This window comes from Shimia aestuarii (genome assembly GCF_900114635.1).
In the GTDB taxonomy this organism is placed as follows: Bacteria; Pseudomonadota; Alphaproteobacteria; order Rhodobacterales; family Rhodobacteraceae; genus Shimia; species Shimia aestuarii.
Genome location: NZ_FOTQ01000001.1, coordinates 1,411,130 through 1,425,864, shown reverse-complemented (window position 1 = coordinate 1,425,864; position 14,735 = coordinate 1,411,130). Strand labels below are relative to the sequence as shown.

At 60.8% G+C, this 14,735-nt stretch carries 18 protein-coding genes; 12 read left to right on the top strand and 6 right to left on the bottom strand.

Annotated features, from left to right (window positions below; translation table 11 throughout):
• A complete protein-coding gene (locus BMZ35_RS07035; RefSeq protein ID WP_093092660.1) occupies nt 1–249 on the top strand; it encodes a cytochrome C oxidase subunit IV family protein in 249 nt (82 codons plus the stop codon).
• 6 nt (nt 250–255) lie between these two features.
• On the opposite strand, the gene BMZ35_RS07030 is transcribed toward BMZ35_RS07035, so the two are convergent.
• The gene (locus BMZ35_RS07030) at nt 256–939 is read right to left on the bottom strand and encodes a Crp/Fnr family transcriptional regulator (RefSeq protein ID WP_093092154.1); all 684 of its coding nucleotides are present in this window, start codon (nt 937–939) and stop codon (nt 256–258) included.
• A 172-nt stretch (nt 940–1,111) separates the two neighbouring features.
• On the opposite strand from BMZ35_RS07030, the gene hemA reads away from it, so the two are divergent.
• The 11 genes from hemA to BMZ35_RS06975 all read left to right on the top strand — a co-directional run bounded on the left by hemA (nt 1,112) and on the right by BMZ35_RS06975 (nt 10,270).
• Nucleotides 1,112–2,338 (top strand): 5-aminolevulinate synthase, encoded by a 1,227-nt coding sequence (gene hemA / locus BMZ35_RS07025; RefSeq protein WP_093092152.1) that lies wholly within the window; start codon nt 1,112–1,114, stop codon nt 2,336–2,338.
• A 199-nt stretch (nt 2,339–2,537) separates the two neighbouring features.
• On the top strand, nt 2,538–3,044 hold the full coding sequence (napF, locus tag BMZ35_RS07020) for a ferredoxin-type protein NapF (RefSeq protein ID WP_093092150.1): 507 nt from the start codon (nt 2,538–2,540) through the stop codon (nt 3,042–3,044).
• Complete coding sequence (locus BMZ35_RS07015; protein WP_242654712.1) at nt 3,038–3,301, top strand: chaperone NapD; 264 nt, start codon at nt 3,038–3,040, stop codon at nt 3,299–3,301. Before napF ends, BMZ35_RS07015 begins: the two co-directional genes overlap by 7 nt.
• Nucleotides 3,302–3,313: 12 nt before the next feature.
• Entirely contained in the window at nt 3,314–5,815 is a 2,502-nt protein-coding gene (gene napA / locus BMZ35_RS07010; RefSeq protein WP_093092148.1) for a nitrate reductase catalytic subunit NapA, read from the top strand.
• A 43-nt stretch (nt 5,816–5,858) separates the two neighbouring features.
• Nucleotides 5,859–6,719 carry a ferredoxin-type protein NapG gene (gene napG / locus BMZ35_RS07005; protein WP_093092146.1) on the top strand — a complete coding sequence of 287 codons (861 nt, stop codon included), beginning with the start codon at nt 5,859–5,861 and terminating at the stop codon, nt 6,717–6,719.
• Entirely contained in the window at nt 6,719–7,639 is a 921-nt protein-coding gene (gene napH / locus BMZ35_RS07000; RefSeq protein ID WP_093092144.1) for a quinol dehydrogenase ferredoxin subunit NapH, read from the top strand. The genes napG and napH overlap by 1 nt, the downstream gene beginning before the upstream one ends.
• 21 nt (nt 7,640–7,660) lie before the next feature.
• Nucleotides 7,661–8,095, top strand: a complete 435-nt coding sequence (locus BMZ35_RS06995) for a nitrate reductase cytochrome c-type subunit (RefSeq protein ID WP_093092143.1) — start codon at nt 7,661–7,663, stop codon at nt 8,093–8,095.
• A 23-nt stretch (nt 8,096–8,118) separates the two neighbouring features.
• Nucleotides 8,119–8,835 carry a NapC/NirT family cytochrome c gene (locus BMZ35_RS06990; protein ID WP_093092141.1) on the top strand — a complete coding sequence of 239 codons (717 nt, stop codon included), beginning with the start codon at nt 8,119–8,121 and terminating at the stop codon, nt 8,833–8,835.
• A gap of 3 nt (nt 8,836–8,838) precedes the next feature.
• Nucleotides 8,839–9,096 (top strand): hypothetical protein, encoded by a 258-nt coding sequence (locus BMZ35_RS06985; protein WP_093092139.1) that lies wholly within the window; start codon nt 8,839–8,841, stop codon nt 9,094–9,096.
• Nucleotides 9,097–9,181: 85 nt separating this feature from the next.
• Nucleotides 9,182–9,688, top strand: coding sequence for a DUF2478 domain-containing protein (locus BMZ35_RS06980; protein ID WP_093092137.1), 507 nt, complete (start codon nt 9,182–9,184; stop codon nt 9,686–9,688).
• A 135-nt stretch (nt 9,689–9,823) separates the two neighbouring features.
• Nucleotides 9,824–10,270: a DsrE family protein gene (locus tag BMZ35_RS06975; protein WP_093092135.1), complete on the top strand. Its 447-nt coding sequence runs from the start codon at nt 9,824–9,826 to the stop codon at nt 10,268–10,270.
• 92 nt (nt 10,271–10,362) lie between these two features.
• Here the strand turns inward: BMZ35_RS06975 and BMZ35_RS06970 are convergent, their stop codons facing one another.
• From BMZ35_RS06970 to BMZ35_RS06950, 5 genes are read right to left on the bottom strand one after another with little or no spacing between them, the layout of a single operon-like run.
• Nucleotides 10,363–11,232: an FAD:protein FMN transferase gene (locus BMZ35_RS06970; protein ID WP_093092133.1), complete on the bottom strand. Its 870-nt coding sequence runs from the start codon at nt 11,230–11,232 to the stop codon at nt 10,363–10,365.
• Nucleotides 11,229–11,750, bottom strand: a complete 522-nt coding sequence (locus tag BMZ35_RS06965; RefSeq protein WP_093092131.1) for a nitrous oxide reductase accessory protein NosL — start codon at nt 11,748–11,750, stop codon at nt 11,229–11,231. The genes BMZ35_RS06970 and BMZ35_RS06965 overlap by 4 nt, the downstream gene beginning before the upstream one ends.
• The gene (locus BMZ35_RS06960; RefSeq protein ID WP_093092129.1) at nt 11,747–12,568 is read right to left on the bottom strand and encodes an ABC transporter permease; all 822 of its coding nucleotides are present in this window, start codon (nt 12,566–12,568) and stop codon (nt 11,747–11,749) included. Before BMZ35_RS06960 ends, BMZ35_RS06965 begins: the two co-directional genes overlap by 4 nt.
• A complete protein-coding gene (locus BMZ35_RS06955) occupies nt 12,565–13,482 on the bottom strand; it encodes an ABC transporter ATP-binding protein (protein WP_093092127.1) in 918 nt (305 codons plus the stop codon). Before BMZ35_RS06955 ends, BMZ35_RS06960 begins: the two co-directional genes overlap by 4 nt.
• Complete coding sequence (locus BMZ35_RS06950) at nt 13,475–14,731, bottom strand: nitrous oxide reductase family maturation protein NosD (protein WP_093092125.1); 1,257 nt, start codon at nt 14,729–14,731, stop codon at nt 13,475–13,477. Before BMZ35_RS06950 ends, BMZ35_RS06955 begins: the two co-directional genes overlap by 8 nt.
• Nucleotides 14,732–14,735 lie beyond the last annotated feature (4 nt).

Below are 14,735 nucleotides of genomic sequence, written 5' to 3'. Positions count from 1 at the left end.
ATGACTCATGCAAACCTCACCCGCGCCTGGGCCCTGCTGGTCGGACTGTCTCTTGTTGCGGCGGCATGCTCAATGGGATTGCCGATCCGCATCGCGGCTCCGGCAATCCTGTTGCTGGCGCTGCTCAAGGCGCGGATCATCCTGCGCGACTATCTTGACCTGGCCTCCGCGCCAAGCTGGGCGCGGGGCTTTGCCCTCACGCTGAGCCTGTTCTGCGCAACGATCCTGGGTCTATACCTCGCCGGGTGATCCGCCTTAGTGCTCGACCTCGACATAGTCTCGCAGCGCTTCGACATCCTTGATGCGCGCCACGTCTTTCTCGATCTTCACACCGGCATCCTTGAGCCGTGCAAAGGACCGCGACAGGCTTTCTGGTTTCATCCCCAGCCTGCCCGCAATCAGCACCTTGTCATAGGGCATTTTTACCGAGCACGACCCGCTTTCGCAGTCCGCAAGGCTCAACAGGAACTCGGCGACACGCTGTGCACCGGTCTGCGCCTTAAGCTGCTCCAGTTGACTGACCAGCGAATGCAGGTGGTTAAAGGTCGATGACAGGATGGTCAGGCCAACTTCGCTATCGTGCCGGATCAGATCGACAAGCGCGTTGGTCGGGATATGCATCACGTCACAGGCGGTCGCCGCCTCTGCCGAAACTGGATAGGGCATATGACGCAGCGCCACGGCTTCGCCAAAACTTTCCCCACGCGCAAACACACTCACCACCGCTTCGTTGCCGTTTGGTGTGACGCGGTAAAGCTTTACCCACCCATCCAGCACGATATGGATCGCGGTGGCTTCCTCATCCTGAAGAAACAGGGTTTCGCCGCGGTCGTAATGCCGCCAGAGCGCCTTGCTCAGAAGCGTTTCGATATGTTGATCCGGCAACGCCTTCATCAACAGCGCGTTCCGCGCAATTGCCTTGTGAATTTCGTGTGGCACGCGTGTTTCCTTAAGTCCTGTGGCCCGCTCTGCGGCCCAACATGGCAACAGCCCTATCAAATGAATGACGAGACGTCCATGACATGCGGATCGACGCCACTCTTGACGATTGTCAAGAATTCGCCGGCCTGAATGTGGTTTCTGACAATCAAGAAACCGCAAGAGGCCCGCCATGGATTTTCAGAGCTACTTTTCAGACCGCCTGACTGCGCTGCAAGACGAGGGTAACTACCGCGTCTTTGCCGATCTCGCCCGCTATCGCGGCGATTTCCCCCGTGCGGAGCACACCGCGCAATCGGGGCAGCAGCAGGACGTGACGATCTGGTGCTCGAACGACTATCTCGGCATGGGTCAGCATCCCGACGTGACCGGCGCAATGCATGACGCACTGGATCGCTGTGGCGCCGGGGCAGGGGGCACGCGCAACATTTCCGGCACGACGCATGACCACGTTCTTCTCGAACGTGAACTGGCCGATCTGCATGGCAAGGACGCCGCGCTTCTCTTTACCTCCGGCTATGTCTCGAACTGGGCGGCGTTGGGGACGCTGGCTTCGGAAATTCCTGACATGATCGTGTTTTCGGACGCGCTCAACCATGCTTCCATGATCGAAGGCATTCGCCACTCACGGGCACAGAAAGTCATCTGGAAGCATAATGATCTGGCTGATCTTGAGGCCAAGTTGGCTGCGGCGCCAGCCAATGCGCCCAAAATGATCGCTTTTGAATCCGTATATTCCATGGATGGGGACATCGCACCGATTGCCGAGATTTGCGACCTTGCGGACAAATACGGCGCCATGACCTATCTTGATGAGGTGCACGCGGTTGGCCTTTACGGCCCGCGCGGCGGTGGCATCGCAGAGCAGGAAGGCCTTATGGATCGCCTGACCGTGATCGAAGGGACGCTGGGCAAGGCATTCGGCGTTGTCGGCGGATACATCGCCGCTTCGACCGAGCTGTGCGACTTCGTGCGCAGCTTTGCCAGCGGGTTCATCTTCACCACGGCATTGCCGCCAGCAGTCGCCGCTGGTGCGGCCGCGTCGGTGCGCCGCCTCAAGCAATCAGGCAGCGAACGCAAGGGTCAGCGTGACCGCGTGGCCGCAGTGCGTGCCGGTCTCGACGAGCTTGGCATCCCGCATCTGCCCAACCCGAGCCACATCATCCCGGTGATGGTGGGTGACCCAGTCAAATGCAAATTCATCTCCGACACGCTCATGGAAGAGTTCGGGATTTACATCCAGCCGATTAACTATCCGACCGTGCCAAAGGGTACGGAACGTCTGCGAATCACTCCGTCCCCGGTTCATTCCGAGGCGGATGTCGCTCAACTTCTTGGTGCTCTTTCCGAACTTTGGAATCGGTGCCAAATGGCAAGGATTCCGTGCGCCGCCCAGTAACAAACCTCTAAAAGGTGCACGATCTAGTCATGTTTTATTGGCCCGCAGCAACATTGCTGCGGGGCAGCATCTACTTATTCAATTTTCGGAATTCTTACAGGGACTTAATCCATAAAAATCTGCATTTGTATGATGCAGATCAAGTACCCGACTCAGGGTTTCGCACTATGGCTATGTCGATGTTTTCGCGAGCAAGAGCATGTCTCATAAGCCAGCCCGTCGTTCTTTTCTGAGAGGCCGCTTTACGCGGTCCAATGTCATGCGTCCTCCCGGCGCATTGACACCGGACGACTTTGCCGAGACCTGCACCAAGTGTGATGCCTGTATCAAGGCCTGTCCCGAGGCGATAATCTTCCATGATGAGGACGGTTTGCCCAAGGTCGATCTGGCCAAGGGGGAATGCACCTTCTGTGGAGTGTGCGCATCGGTTTGCGAGCCGGAGGCCATTCTACCCGCCTCGGGCTGGAACTGGCGTGCGAAACCCACGTCGTCCTGCCTGAACCTGCAGGGTATAACCTGCCGGACGTGCGAAGATCAGTGCGAACAGCGGGCCATCCGGTTCCGTCCCCAGCTCAACGGACGGGCCGATATCACCTTTGACAGCGATAGCTGCATCGGCTGCGGCGCCTGCGCGGCGGCCTGCCCGGCGGGCGCTGTTGCCTTTCATCAAGTCACCCCCCAGCACAGCGAGGAAAAGCCATGCTGAACATCTGCGGATGCCTGGTCCATGCGACTCCGGAAAAGGCCGAAGAAGTCATTTCCGCGATCAACGCGACCGAAGGCGGCGAGGTGCACGCCCATGAAGACGGGCGCATCGTTGTCACCGTTGAAGACACCGCTGACAAACGCGCATCGGATCAGATCATGGACATGCACCAGATCCCCGGCGTGCTGACCGTCACGCTCACTTATCACCATTTCGAACCGCTCGGCCCCGACACGGCCGCCGCGCATACGCTCTGAGGAGGCCCTGCCATGACATTGCCAACGTCCCGACGTTCCTTTCTGAAAGCCTCGGCCGCCGCCGCAACCGCTTCGGCTGCCGGGATCACCCTGCCCAGCGCCGCTGCCGCACAGGTCGGCACCCCCGATATCCGCTGGGACAAGGCCGCCTGCCGCTTCTGCGGCACCGGCTGCTCGGTTCTGGTCGGCACCAAGGACGGCCGCGTCGTCGCCACCCAGGGTGACCCCAAGGCACCCGTGAACCGGGGCCTGAACTGTATCAAGGGCTACTTCCTGTCCAAGATCATGTACGGCGAAGACCGCCTGACCCAACCGCTGCTGCGCAAGACCAACGGCAAATACGACAAGGAAGGCGAATTCACACCCGTGTCGTGGGAAGAAGCCTTCGACATCATGGCCGAGAAGTGGAAAGCCGCGCTCAAGGAAAAAGGCCCCGATGGCATCGGCATGTTCGGCTCGGGCCAGTGGACCGTCTGGGAAGGCTATGCCGCGTCCAAGCTCATGAAGGGCGGTTTCCGCTCGAACAACATCGACCCGAACGCCCGTCACTGCATGGCGTCCGCCGTGGCCGCCTTTATCCGTACCTTCGGCATCGACGAACCGATGGGCTGCTATGATGACCTCGAGCATGCCGATACGTTCGTGCTCTGGGGCTCGAACATGGCCGAGATGCACCCGATCCTGTGGTCGCGCCTGACCAACACCCGCCTGACCAAGCCGGGCAGCCAGGTGCATGTGCTCTCGACCTTCGAACACCGCTCTTTCGAGCTGGCCGACAACGGCATGATCTTCAAGCCGCAGACCGACCTTGCGATCCTGAACTTCATCGCCAAGTACATCATCGACAATGACGCGGTGAACTGGGACTTCGTGAACAAGAACGTCAACTTCACCAAGACCCCGACCGATATCGGTTATGGCCTGCGCCCCGAACACGCGCTGGAACAGGCAGCCGCCAATCCCAGCCACGAAGGCAAGCACGGCAAGCTCGAAAAGATCGATTTCGAAGCCTACAAGGAATACGTCTCGGAATACACGCTCGAGAAAGTCAGCGAGATGTCCGGCGTTCCGGAGTCCGCGCTGCTGCGCCTTGCGGCCCAGTATGCCGACCCCGACCGCAAGGTCATGTCGCTCTGGACCATGGGCTTCAACCAGCACACCCGCGGTTCCTGGGTGAACTCGCTGATGTACAACGTGCACCTGCTCACCGGCAAAATCTCCGAGCCGGGCAACTCGCCCTTCTCGCTCACCGGTCAGCCGTCGGCTTGTGGTACTGCGCGCGAGGTTGGCACCTTTGCCCACCGTCTGCCCGCCGACCTCGTGGTCGCCAACGAAGGCCACCGTACCTTCTCGGAAGAAAAGTGGAAGCTGCCCAAGGGTCTGCTCAACGGCAAGGTCGGCGCCCACGCGGTTTTGCAGCACCGCCACCTCAAGGATGGCAAGATCAACGCCTACTGGGTGCAGTGTACCAACAACATGCAGGCGGCGCCGAACATCAACGAAGAAGGCTGGCCGGGCTATCGCAACCCCGACAACTTCATCGTGGTTTCCGATCCCTATCCAACCGTTACCGCGCTCGCCGCTGACCTCATTCTGCCCACGGCGATGTGGGTCGAAAAGGAAGGTGCCTATGGTAACGCTGAACGCCGCACCCAGTTCTGGCGTCAGCAGGTCAAGGCACCGGGTCAGGCACGTTCGGACGTCTGGCAGGTGATGGAGTTCTCCAAGCGCTTCAAGACCGACGAAGTGTGGCCGGCCGAGATCCTCGATGCCAACCCCGAATACAAGGGCAAGACCCTGTTCGAGGTGCTCTATGCCAACGGTCAGGTGGACAAGTTCCCGCTGTCGGAAACCGCAGAAGGTTTTGACAATGACGAATCCGAACATTTCGGCTTCTACATTCAGAAGGGCCTGTTCGAGGAATACGCGTCCTTCGGGCGCGGGAAGGCGCACGATCTGGCCGACTTCGACGTCTACCACAATGCCCGCGGTCTGCGCTGGCCGGTCGTCGATGGCAAGGAAACGCTCTACCGCTTCCGTGAAGGCTATGACCCCTATGTGAAAGAGGGCGAAGGCGTCAAGTTCTACGGCAAGCCGGACGGCAAGGCGAACATCATCTTCGCACCGTTCGAACCTGCCCCGGAAGAGCCGGATGACGAGTACAACCTGTGGCTGGTCACCGGCCGTGTGCTTGAGCATTGGCACTCGGGCTCGATGACCCGTCGTGTGCCGGAGCTGCACCGGTCCTACCCGTCCGCCGTGGTCTACATGCACCCGTCGGACGCCAAGGATCGCGGTCTGCGCCGGGGTCAGGAAATCACCCTGTCGACCCGCCGTGGCGACGTGGTGAGCCGGGTCGAAACCCGTGGCCGGAACAAGATGCCCAAAGGGGTCGTGTTCATGCCGTGGTTCGATGAAAGCCAGCTGACCAACAAGCTGACGCTGGATGCGACCTGCCCGATCTCGAAAGAGACCGACTTCAAGAAATGTGCCTGCAAGATTGAGCGCGCCTGACGCGCTCACCTACTGGCTCGATAGCTGACCTCAAGAGAAACCCATGTCCGCCAAGACGACACAGATCAAGAACCGCGACCGCCGCCGCTTCCTTCAGGATGCAGCGCGCGGGGCGGCAGGCTGTGCCGTGGCGGGCATGGGACTTACCTGGCTGGTTCAGGACGCCCGCGCCCTGCCGGACCGCGCCATCCGCCCTCCCGGGGCTCTGGCCGAAGATGATTTCCTGTCTGCCTGTATCCGCTGTGGTCTTTGCGTGCGCGATTGCCCCTATGACACACTGGTGCTGGCCGAACTGGGTGTGGATGGCGCTGCCACCGGAACGCCGTTCTTCACCGCCCGCGACATCCCTTGCGAGATGTGTGACGACATCCCCTGTGTCGCCGCCTGCCCGACAGGTGCGCTCGACAAGGGGCTGACCAATATCGACGACGCCAAGATGGGTGTCGCCGTCCTGATCGATCAGGAAAACTGCCTCAACGCGCTGGGCCTGCGCTGTGACGTCTGTTATCGCGTCTGCCCCGTCATTGACGAGGCGATCACGCTTGAGACCACGCACAACGCGCGCTCGGGTCACCATGCGATTTTTATGCCCACGGTGCATGCCGACAAATGCACCGGCTGCGGCAAATGTGAAAAATCCTGTGTGCTTCCGGGCGAAAGCGCGATCAAGGTGCTGCCGATGCGCACCGCCCGCGCCGAAGCCGCCGACCACTACAAACGCGGCTGGGAGGAAAACAACCCGCTGGTTGACGAGTTGATCGACCTGCCCGACCGCCTGCCCGGACCGGGCACGGACAACCTTGTTGCGCCCGGTGGCTTCACCGGAGACGCGATCCCCGATCCCAGCATGGAAGGCGGGTTCAAACCGTCCTTCTCGCTGCCCGGCACAGGGGGGTCTAACTGATGAGTGACAAGACCCACCTCCCCGTTGGCGCCGAAGCGATCCGGGACAAGGGCTGGTTCAATGCCCATCGGTATCTGATCCTGCGTCGGGTCAGCCAGACGTTTTTCCTGTCGCTGTTCCTGTTGGGGCCGTGGTTCGGCATCTGGTGGGTCAAAGGCAACCTCTCGGGGTCGATGACCTTTGACATCCTGCCGCTGACCGACCCCTTCATCACGCTCCAAGGTCTGGCCGCCGGCCACTGGCCCGAACTCACGGCGCTTATCGGCGCGCTGATCGTGGGCGTGGCCTACGCGCTCATTGGTGGCCGGGTCTATTGCAGCTGGGTCTGCCCGATCAACCCGGTGACAGACGCCGCCTCTTGGTTGCATCGCAAGCTCGACCTGCCCAAGGGCTGGCAGCCCAAACGCAACACCCGGTATTTCATGCTCGGCATGGTGATCGCGGTTTCGGCTCTGACCGGGACCATCGCATGGGAGTTCGTCAACCCGATCTCGATGCTGCATCGCGGGTTGATCTTTGGCATGGGCTTTGCCTGGGCCTTCGTGATCGGCGTCTTCCTGTTTGATCTGATCTTGGCGCGGCGCGGCTGGTGTGGCCACCTCTGCCCCGTGGGCGCCTTCTATGGTCTTCTGGGACAGAAATCCGTGCTCCGCATCACCGCCGACAAACGCGAAGCCTGCGATGATTGCATGGACTGTTTCGCCGTGTGCCCGGAAATGCACGTGATCACCCCCGCCCTGCGCGGCACGGACGAGGACACCCCTCTGATCCTGTCGCCGGATTGTACCAATTGCGGCCGCTGCATCGACGTGTGCTCGGTCGACGTTTTCCACTTTACCCATCGTTTCGACGAGACGCCCGCGCCGGGGCGTGTCCGAACTCGATCCAACCCTGCGCCAAAGGTCGGCAAAGCCGCCTGAGCGAGCCAAGGAGATAGCAAGATGAAAAAACAACGCCTCATCAGTGCCCTGACCATAGCGGCCGTGGTTGCCGCAGGCGGCCTGGCCGTCGCCCAGCAGGCCAGCAATGTCAAAAGCCTGCGCGGATCGCAGGTTGATGAATACGTGCCGCTCGAAGACAACTACCGTCAGGAAGAAAAACGGTTCGTGCGCAACTACCGTCAGCAGCCGCCGCTGGTCCCGCACCAGATCGACAGCTACCAGATCGACCTCTCGGCAAACCAGTGTCTGGCCTGCCATGACTGGAGTAATGCGGGTGAACGCGGCGCACCGACCTTGTCGATGACCCACTATCTCGACCGTGACGGCAACCAGCTTGACAGCGTGGCTGGCACCCGTTGGTTCTGTAACCAGTGTCACGTACCGCAGGCCGAAGCGCCCGCGCTGGTCGACAATACCTTCAACCCCTCGAACTGAGGCGCGCGGAAAGGATAACGATCATGTCAGACCAAGACAAAAGACCGGGGCTGCTCGGCCGCATCTGGGGCTGGTTCTGGAGCCCATCCGGGGTGCTCAGCGTGGGCTTCACGCTGATCGTCGGCTTCATGGCAGGCATCCTGTTCTGGGGTGGATTCCACTGGTCCATGGAAATGACCAACACCGAGGAATTCTGCACCGGCTGCCATACCATGGAAACCAACCTCGGTGAGTATCGCGAAACGATCCACTACAACAACCACTCGGGTGTGCGTGCGATCTGTTCGGACTGCCACGTGCCCAAGGAATGGAACCACAAGGTCAAGGCCAAGGTGATGGCCGTGAAAGACGTTTATCACGAGCTGATGGGCACCATCGACACGCCTGAGAAATATGAAGATCACCGCCTGAAGATGGCCTCGCAGACCTGGAAGAAGATGAAAGCGTCCGACAGCCGTGAATGCCGGAACTGCCATAACTTCGATTATATGGACTTCACCATTCAGGAGACCCGCGCCGCCAAGGAACACCAGCGCGCGATCGACAACAACATGACCTGTATCGACTGCCACCAGGGTATCGCGCACCGCCTGCCCGAAGGGTATCTCGACGAATACAAACGCGTTGTTGACGAGTTGGCGATGGAGAAAGGGCCCAAGTCGCTCAAGACGGCGGATGCCAACCCCGGAGCTATCAAGGGCTACCTGAACAAGACCACTTCAGAGAAAACCGGAGACTGATCCATGCTTAACTTTCTGGGCACGATTGCCGGTAACATTCTTGGCCTTGCCGGTATTCTGGGCTTCACGCTTGGCCTGATGACCCGCAACCTGTTCCTTGCTGCAGGTCTGGGCGCCGTGGTCGGCTTTGTCGAAACCATGGGTTTTGCCGGGTTCGACATGGCCAAAGTCGAAACGCTCGACCTGATCATCGCGATCGGCGTGGGCCTGATGGCGGGGGCGCTGGGTTGCGCCGTCCGCGTCAAGGGCACCACCGTCTGAGTCCGGATCGAATGACCGGGACGGGCTGACGAAACATCGTTGGCCCGCCCCTCGCGACAACCTCCATTTTTTCCCGGAGAACGCAATGAAACTCGCCTATGTCCTTACCGACCAGACCGGCGAACTGAACCGCGCGCTGGCCGCAACGGCGCAAGCCCTGATCGCTCAGGGTGTTCGAGTGGCCGGAACCACTCAGACCGATACGCCGCGCCCCAAGACCCACCATTGCGATATGGATGTGAAAGTGTTGCCGGATGGCCCGATCCTGCGCATCAGTCAGGACCTTGGCGAGGGTGCAAAGGGCTGCCGGCTGGATGCTGATGCGCTTGAACGCGCCGTGGGTCTGACTTTGCCGCGTCTTGACGACGCGGAACTGCTTATCATCAACAAGTTCGGCAAGCACGAGGCTGAGGGGCGCGGGTTCCGCGAGGTGATCGCAGAGGCGTTGAGCCGCGACATCCCGGTTTTGGTGGGCACCAACGCGCTCAATGTCGAGGCGTTTCAGACGTTTTGCGATGGTCTGGCGATTTCTCTGCCCGCCGATACGGATGCGCTTCTGGGCTGGCTGCGCCCAACCGCCAACGCGGCCTGATCCACAACACAATATCCCGCTACGAAAAACGCCGAGGGCCATGCGACAAGTTGGCCCTTGAGCCTCGGAGCAGCTTCCCTCACATATTCCATAACAAAGATATTAGAAATATGGAATATTGAGTCGGAGGATCCCATGACCAACATCTTTAAAACGCTCGTTCTGGTATTGGCCGTCGCGCTAAGCCCGTTTTCGGCGCAGGCCGAGGATGACAAACAACGCCTGTTCATTAACCTGACCACGGATGACACGTGGGCGGCCGCCAAGGCGATCATGTTCGCCCATCAAAGGGCGCAGAACGCCGGGTATGACGCGGCGATCTGGATGAATGTGCGCGCTGTTTACCTGGCGGACAAAAAACGCCCGAGCCACGTGCATGGCCTGATGGCTGACAAGGGCACGTCGATTCAGGACATGCTAACCGCGTTTATGGCGGATGGTGGTACGGTCATCATGTGCGGGGCCTGTTCCAAGGCTGCCGGATTGACCAAGGCGGACTATATCGACGGCATCCAGATGGGTAGCCCCGAACTGGTTCAGAGCTGGCTGTTTGATCCCAACACTAAGACCCTGGGTTGGTAACCCCCCCCGCGCGTCGTCCATACGGCGCGTGATTTTCCCGGGCGCGGGGAAAGGACAGGCGGTGCTCCGGCGCCGCCTGTTTTGTGATTGGTTCAGACCGCAGCCTCGATCCGGGCACCCGCATACTGGGACACCAGCGCGGCACCAGCGTCTTCGCTCATCAGGCACAGCGCCGTGGACAACCCGTCAGCAATGACAGCACGCGGGGCCGATACCGACACGAGGGCGCGTTGCGGATCCTTGCCTGCGGGATGCAGGATGTGACCCTTATCCCCGAGAACCGTTCCCCGAACCGCCGACGTCGCCAACGCGCGATCCTTGAGCGTCAGGCGGGCAATCACGTCGCCTTGCGGCGTGGCAACACCCGCTTTCCACGGCGTCCCATCCGCACGTGCACCCATGGCAGCAACTTCGCCCATGTCCATGAGCACATCCCGTAGCCCCTCGTTGCGCAACAGCGCCGTGATCCGGTCGGTTACAAATCCTTGCGCAATGCCGTTCAGCGTCAATGCCATCCCCGGTTCCAGCACCACCTTGCGCGCATCAAACCGCACGCGGCTCCAGCCCACCGGCCCATCTGCGCCCTGGCCGGCCATCGCCCGCCATTTCGGTTGAATGCTGGGGTCAAACACGCCACCGCTCGCACGGTGCAGACCATCTGCAAGGCTCAGTACCTCAAGCAGTTCCGGCGCCGGGGCGTCAAGCTGCCCATCCCGGTTCAACGTCACCAACGAGCTGTCGAGATAGAGCGAGAAAATGCTCTCCAGACGCGTCAGTTCCTGCTCAACTCGGGCAAAGATCGGCGCCGCTTCGGCATCGCTCAACCCCGCGACTTTCATCTGTGTGGTCGCGCCAAGCGCCTGTCCGCGCCAGGTCGCACTTGTCAAAGATGCGGCCCCGGCAGGCAGGGCGACGCTCGCCGCGGCAATGGTCAAAAAACGGCGACGGTTCAAAACACTCATGAAGGTGTCTCCAAAGTCAAAGTCATATCAATAGCGCCAATCGCGGCTTCATCGGGGATCGCATCAAGCGACACCACCTTGCCACCCCAGCGTTCGGAAAACGCCTCGGCAGCACCGCGTCCGGCAAATGGAACAATTTCCGGTGCGCCCATGCCCCCACGGACAGGCGCACCCACAACAAAGACCGCCGTCTCGGCGTCGATCCAGTTGCCAATTCCAGGTGTTTCCCAATTCTCGGCCACACCCATGTCACTGACATAAACCGCAGTGATTTCTGCATCCCGCTCGGGGCTCTTGAGGTAGGCCACCATGTCCCGCACCTGTGCAAAGAACAGCGGGGCGGGGTGACCGTCGAGATGTATCTGCCCCTTGGGGCCACCATGTTCGGCGACATTCATCTGGCAGAAATAGCTCAGCGCCTCTTCTGTCAGGTCCGCGGGCGGTGGCGGCGCCTTGGCGACGTCCTCCTTGCAGGCGACAAGGGTCAGCGCGGCGATCAGAGCAACGGCAAACCTCATGGCTCAACCCTCCGAAAGGCTCCCCGTGCGGCGACAAAGCCAAGGAACGGCCAGATCAGCAGCGACAGGGGCGCCGCCCATGCGGGCAGGGCGCGCGCTGCGCCCACCATTCCGGACGAAAGCGCCACGCCTTCGCTCCCGGCAATGTTCCACACGCGGAACGCATCCGCTGGGTTGGCCACCATCAGCCAGGGGAACAGCGTCTGGGTGAACCAGCCACCGGAATCCATCACCACGGCACCCAACAGGCCAAGGTCGTAAAGCACCACGAAAATGAGCCACAGACCCGCCGACATGCCCGCTGCCGCCGTGCTCGATTTCGACAGGGCCGACACCAGATAGCCCAGCGTCAGGAACACCGCGCCCAAAAGAACGCTCGTGGCGATCAGCCGGGCCAGCGCCAGAAGGCTTTCTGATCCTGCCCCACCAAACCACGCAGCCACGGCGCCCGCGCTGCCAAACCCCACTACCATGGCGATGCTCAGCGCGGCCAGATGCGCGGCGAACTTGCCCAAAAGCACTTCACCCCGTCCCGCAGGATAGCTCAGCAAAAGGCCCAGCGATCCACGCTCGGCCTCGCCCGCCACGGCGTCAAAGGAAATCATCAACGCCAGAAGCGGTGCCAGATACACCGACAGGGTCGTCATGGACGCCACCGAAACGGTCAGCATGTCCACCCCCAGAGACCCTGTCGGCGCACTGCCCGCGAACGTCAGAGCCAGTGCAAAGAGCACCATGATCAGCGTGGCCATGAACAGCCAGCGATTGCGCCGCAGGATGCGCATTTCGCATTGCGCGATTGCCAGGAAACGGGTCATTGCAGCCCCTCCTTTGCGTAATGGCGATAGAGATCTTCCAGCCGGGGCGGCGTGATCTCAAGATCGGCCACCGCATCGCCCATCGCCGCGATTTCGCGCAGCGTGGCCATCTTGTCAGCAGCCTGAATTTCAATCTCGACCGAGGCGCCATTGATCCGGCGCCCGCCGGTCCGAGCTGCAATCGCGGCGGCGTCTTCGCTGGCCCTGATCCGCACGCGCGTTGGCAAACCCGCCTGCGCGCTCAGACCCTGAAGGCTGTCATTCGCAACCAGAACGCCCTTGCGCATGATTGCAATCCGGTCGGTACGTGCCTCGACCTCGGTCAACGCATGCGACGCGATCAGCACGGCGGTGCCTTGCGCGGCCAGCTCGTCGATGATGGCATAAAGATCCTGCCGTGAAATCGGGTCGAGCCCGCTTGTCGGCTCATCCAGAAGCGCCAGTTTTGGCTTGCCCAAAAGCACCTGAGCAAGGCCAAGCCGCTGTCGCATCCCCTTGGAATAGGTGCCGATACGCCGATCCAGCGCTTCGCCAAGACCAACACGTTCCAGCAAACCGACAATGTCGGCCTTGACCCCGGCCAGACGGGCAAACAGCGTCAGCTGTTCGCGTCCCGTAACAGCGGGGTGAAAGCTCACCGCTTCGGGCAAAAAGGCAGTGGCCGCGCGCGCCTTGGCGCTGCCCGGTTTGCTGCCGCAGATCGAAATCTCGCCGCCCTCGGCCTTGATCAGACCCAGAACAGCCTTGATCATGGTCGATTTCCCGGCTCCGTTATGGCCCAGAAGCGCGACGCGCTCTCCTGCATAGAGATCAAGATCGACCCCGTGCAGCACCTGCACCTTGCCGCGAAACTTGTTCAGGCCCCTGATGCTCAGCACCGGATCAGAGCCAACTCGCGCGTTTCCCTTATCCATCAGTCTTCACCTTTCTGCCCGCCTCGGGCATCTGTGGCGTCATCAGCGGATTGCTGTCGATCACACCCCCCGGCAACAGAGCCGGGAAAGCGGATTGCGACCAGCGTACCAGCTGTACGGCAGGCGACCCCATCAAAAGCTTGGCCGCCGGTTGGGTCCACAGCACGTGATCCATGCTGTCATTCGGGCGGAACGGCTGATCTGCGATCCCGTCGCCATCGACGTCGAACCCGGAATTGTCACTCCAGTAATTGCCCCGCCCGTCGCGGGACCATTCATACCAGTTGGTCGACACCAGCTTGACCTGCGTGCGGTTGCCCACAAAGCTGTTGCCAAGGATGTCGTTCTTGTCCGACCCGGTGAAATGGATGCCAATCGCGCAGCTTTCGAACCAATTGCCGGAAAAATCATTCTTGTGCGAGTTATACAGGAAGGCGCATTTTTCCTTGGCGCCACGGACATAGTTGTCCCGGATCTCGCTGCTGTTGGTGTAGTTGAACGCAATCCCGTGTTCCCGGTCATCCAGCGAGGCATTGCCGATCACCTGCACGTTCTTGGTGAACATGATCGCATAGCCAAGATCATTGCCGATCGAAACGTTGCCGCTGACTTCGCTGCCATTGGCGTACATGAAATGTACGGCAAAGCGCAGGTCGCGGAACAGGTTGTTCTTGAACACGTTATCGCGGCTGGAGTTGACGAAAATCCCGTCCCGTCCCCAGCGAATATCATTGCCGTCCACGACGGCGCCGGGCGCGTTCCAGATGTAAACACCGTTGCCCCGGTCGTTCATGCGTTGGTCCAATCGGCCCTCGACCACGTTTCCGGTCACAAGCGAATGCTTGGCGCCGTGAATGTCGATGCCGTAAAGGTTGCCTTTGACCACGTTGTCGCGCGCAATCGCGCGATCCGCGGTCTTGGTCAGCTTGATGCCACTGTCGATCTCACCATGATCCGAGCCCGAGCCGATCACTGTCAGACCCTGCACAATCGCATCCTTCGCGGTGACGGTCACAACCGTGCCGCTGCCTTGCCCGTCAATCGTGGCGTGGCCCTGCCCATCAAGGGTCACGGCGCGGTCGATTACCACGTTTTCCGAATAAGTGCCGGGACCAAGGCGAAGGACGTCGCCGTCCGCCGCCTTGGCCAGTATCTCGGAAATGGCGCCTGCCCGCACTGGCACATCCCATTCCGCCGCACCGAGGGGAGCAGCCAGCAGGGAAAGCAGGAGGGGCAGGAACCGTTTCATGTGT